Origin of the sequence: Facklamia sp. P12932, from assembly GCF_050409545.1 — a bacterium.
GTDB lineage: Bacteria > Bacillota > Bacilli > Lactobacillales > Aerococcaceae > Facklamia.
Map to the genome: position 1 here is coordinate 1 of NZ_JBNUPG010000038.1, position 3,693 is coordinate 3,693.

Genomic DNA, 3,693 nt, shown 5'->3' on the forward strand with positions numbered 1-3,693 from the left:
CGAAAGATCATCTAAAATGCGAGGTTAGGATCGGAAATAACAGAAGTATTGATCTAATAATTACAATCTTGAAATGTAGGTTACACAATTTATCTGACACTACCCAAGCAACAAGTTAGACTACGAATAAAATCTAAATGTTATAATGATGAAATTATCAATAAAATTAAAAAGTCTAGTATTGTTCAAAATTTTTGGGGTTTAACTTTTGAAAAAGAAATTGGTAGATATATGATGGGTATAAGGATTGAAGTTTTTGAAGCTATTAGTTTTTTAGATTCAAAAAGGATAGTAAAATTTTTAACATCGAATAAAGAATTAATATTTGATGATGGAGAAATGAATAATGCAATTAAAAAAATTATTACTTATTAATACATTTTATTTACTAAATGTATTTTACACTAAAATTCATCAAGCATTGGAAATTTTCACCCCTTATAGTAATGAAAAACAAAATAGACCGCTAAAAAAGGAATAGTTTGATTCAATAGAAAAACTAAGTAAATATAACTCAAATATTTTTAAAGAAATTAAATTTAGTATTAAAGAAGAAAACTATGTGAAAAAATTTGGACAACCCAATATTTTAGATTTGATTCATTTAAGTAATATTCGCTTAGTTGGCAATGATATTTTACTAGAAAGAGAGGTTTATCAATATATAGGATATTACTTAAAAAAAAGAAGGGAGTTTAATAAATAATGATAGAAAGATTTATTGATCAAAGAGGGAGAATAATTGTTATTCCCAAAAAACAAAAAAATAAAATTATTATCTTTGACTATATTTTTGAATTAATCAAAAAAAAAGGTGATGAATTTTCTGAGAGTGAACTAAATAATATTATACAGGTATACTATGATGATTATGCGACAATGAGAAGATATTTAGTAGATTATGGTTATTTAAATAGAGATATATACGGGAGTATATATTGTATAAATTCGGAGATAAATCATGAAAGCTAAAATTCATTATTATTATTATTTGAATTTTTGTCTGTCTCATTAGTTTCATTTTTTAACCCAATATTGTATATTTATTTACTTAAAAACTTTTCATTAAGTGATGTAGGGTTATATCTAGCTCTATTTTGGCTATCGTCTTTTCTTACAGAGATACCATGTGGAGCTATAACAGATGTTATAGGAGAGAGAAAATCAATTTTTTTAAGTGGTCTATTTAGAATTTTAGGGATTTTAATGATATTAAGTAGTTCATATACACTTCTCCTGTTTTCAGCTTTTTTATCCGGAATTAGTGAGTCTTTTTATTCTGGAACATTATCCAGTTGGCTAATCAAAGATTTAAATTTATCACAGGATAGAGATATCTTAGAACACATATTTTCTAAGGCGTCTATTATAGGATTATTGGCTGCATTGGTCATTGGAACTTTGAGTGCGGATGTATTGTATAAATATAATACAGATTTGCCATTTTATTTCAGCATATTATTTAGTATTATTTTAATTGTTTCAGTTATTAAATCTCCAATTAAAGATTTTAAAAATAAAAAAATATCTTTTAAAAACACTTTTAAATATTCATATGGTGAAATAAAAACAATATTTAAACAAATTATGACATCTAAAAAGAGTATTGTATTTATATTATTTTTACTTCTCCCTAAAGTGATAGATATAGGACCATCAAATTAGTGGCAGGCAATATTTTATACTAATAATATAGAAAATATTATTAGTATTATGTGGATAATAATCTCATTAAGTGGGCTTGTAGGGAGTTTAATATCTCATAGGATATTATATAAAAAAATATTTCTTATGTGATAACTTCGTTAACAATAATAGATATTATATTCTTATCCTTATTTATTCTCTCAAAAAATATATGGATGGGAATTATTATTTTTTCAATTCACGTAATGCTTAATACTATAACTGAAATTAAAAGTAATGTCGCTCTTCATTCAGATTTTGTGCAAGATGATAATCTACGAAATACAACAATCTCATCTTTTTATAATATTGAATCAATATCTATTTCAATAATATTAGTTTTAAATGGGTTTATTTCTGATCAGTTTGGAATACTAAGAACATGGAATATTACCAATATTGATGTTCTTTGTATTCTTATTATAATTATTTTTAAATATAAAAAAAAGAAAGAGTTTTTTAAATGGCGATTAAAAGAACCTATGAACATTCTGTTATAGAAGAGCATCAGTCCATGCTGTATTTAAATAGTATAAATATACAAGATAATATCAAGGCGCACAAAATTCATAATGAAATAGATTTTATTGATAGTCTCCCAAATATAGAATCATTAGATATTAGTAAATATAAAAAATCTGTATTAAATTGCCAAGTTAACACCCTCTTAATAAGAAATAATTTTGACTACTTATCTTGGAGAAAAAATAAAGATTTTTCTGAGATTAGTTTAATTCCAGTAAAAATGCAAATGCATAACTTTTCCAAGGCTAAGATTAATAGTGAATTTTTTAAAAAATTATGTAATAGTACAACTGAAGTTTTGTTAAAAGATATATTATTTTATATATCTGACACATTGTCTTTAAATGTTATATATTTAAAAGGTATGATAGATGGATATAAATGTGTATTTTTACCTTTAAAAAATATTAATTATATTATTATAGGAGACAAAGTAGGCCCGTTTCATTTTTATTATTTATTACATGAAGTTAGTCATGTAATTGTAAATTTTTTATTAATCAAAATGAATTTAATTTTTTCTATAGAGGAGGAAGAATATTGGGCTCATTTTTTTGAAAGTGCATTTATTAATTCCTATTTTAACAGTGAAAAAGAAAATTATATCGGATTTACACAGGCTCTATTAGAAGAAAATAAAGCAATAACAGAGTTTCAAATTGAACTTTTTAAATATCCATTAAAATATAGCTCCTTAGAAGATAAAAAAAATTATATAAGGATAAATTATTTAAATATAATCTAGTTTCAAGTGAAAAATATATTAATTATGATTTTATGTTTGATTTTTTATCTAATCCTTTTTATTCAGCCTCTTATATTAATGCACAAATAAATGCACTAGATAATATTAATAAAAAAGATATAGTAACTGTTTTGGAAACATTTATCGAAACATACAAATTTTGTTAGGGGCCTCTTATAATTAATTAAATATAATTCAATATTCACTTAAAAATTGATATGTCAAAATTTTTTAGTCACTTTTTTAAATTGAGACTTTTTAATTGCTGGTGGTTAAGTACTGTAATGAAGATTGTGGGTCAAACTTGTTATACTAATTTTATAACTGAATAATTCTGATTCTAATTAATCAAACTTTTAAATTTTAATTAATTGACGGATTCTGTTTTTAATGCTTTTAATGTTGTTTCTGAAAATGCGTTGAATGAACCACTGTTTTGATGATTTTTGATCCAATTAACTAACGACGAAGTCATTAAATTAAATTAAATTAAAAAAATATATTTTTTTGCATTTTCAATTAATTTTGCCACTTGAAGTTTTAATTTTTTGAGTAAATATTAATCTTTCTCTATCAAAAAAATTCGCTTACTTTTTAATTTAACAATATATTCCTTTAGGAAAGTTGTCCAATTAAGTTTAGACGATTCAATAAAAAAAGCGGTTTATTAGCGATAAATTTCGGCTCTATGTCCAATAGGGTTGATGCTATCCAAGGAGATTAAGCAATTAACGGTT

At 23.6% G+C, this 3,693-nt stretch carries 4 protein-coding genes; all 4 read left to right on the plus strand.

The window, feature by feature from the left end; translation table 11 throughout:
* Positions 1-562 precede the first annotated feature (562 nt).
* The 4 genes from ACQV2P_RS08465 (at position 563) to ACQV2P_RS08480 (ending at position 2,956) form a co-directional block, all read left to right on the plus strand.
* A complete protein-coding gene (locus ACQV2P_RS08465) occupies positions 563-706 on the plus strand; it encodes a hypothetical protein (RefSeq protein ID WP_428876628.1) in 144 nt (47 codons plus the stop codon).
* On the plus strand, positions 706-972 hold the full coding sequence (locus ACQV2P_RS08470; RefSeq protein WP_428874427.1) for a DUF2087 domain-containing protein: 267 nt from the start codon (positions 706-708) through the stop codon (positions 970-972). The genes ACQV2P_RS08465 and ACQV2P_RS08470 overlap by 1 nt, the downstream gene beginning before the upstream one ends.
* 27 nt (positions 973-999) lie before the next feature.
* Positions 1,000-1,665 carry an MFS transporter gene (locus tag ACQV2P_RS08475; protein ID WP_428894427.1) on the plus strand — a complete coding sequence of 222 codons (666 nt, stop codon included), beginning with the start codon at positions 1,000-1,002 and terminating at the stop codon, positions 1,663-1,665.
* A 484-nt stretch (positions 1,666-2,149) separates the two neighbouring features.
* Positions 2,150-2,956 (plus strand): hypothetical protein, encoded by an 807-nt coding sequence (locus tag ACQV2P_RS08480; RefSeq protein ID WP_428874425.1) that lies wholly within the window; start codon positions 2,150-2,152, stop codon positions 2,954-2,956.
* The last annotated feature ends 737 nt before the right edge of the window (positions 2,957-3,693 follow it).

What these genes read in the sequence shown, in the direction of transcription:
- ACQV2P_RS08470 (WP_428874427.1), top strand. Translation starts at nt 706, where the DNA reads ATGATAGAAAGATTTATTGATCAAAGAGGGAGAATAATTGTTATTCCC.
- ACQV2P_RS08480 (WP_428874425.1), top strand. Translation starts at nt 2,150, where the DNA reads ATGGCGATTAAAAGAACCTATGAACATTCTGTTATAGAAGAGCATCAG.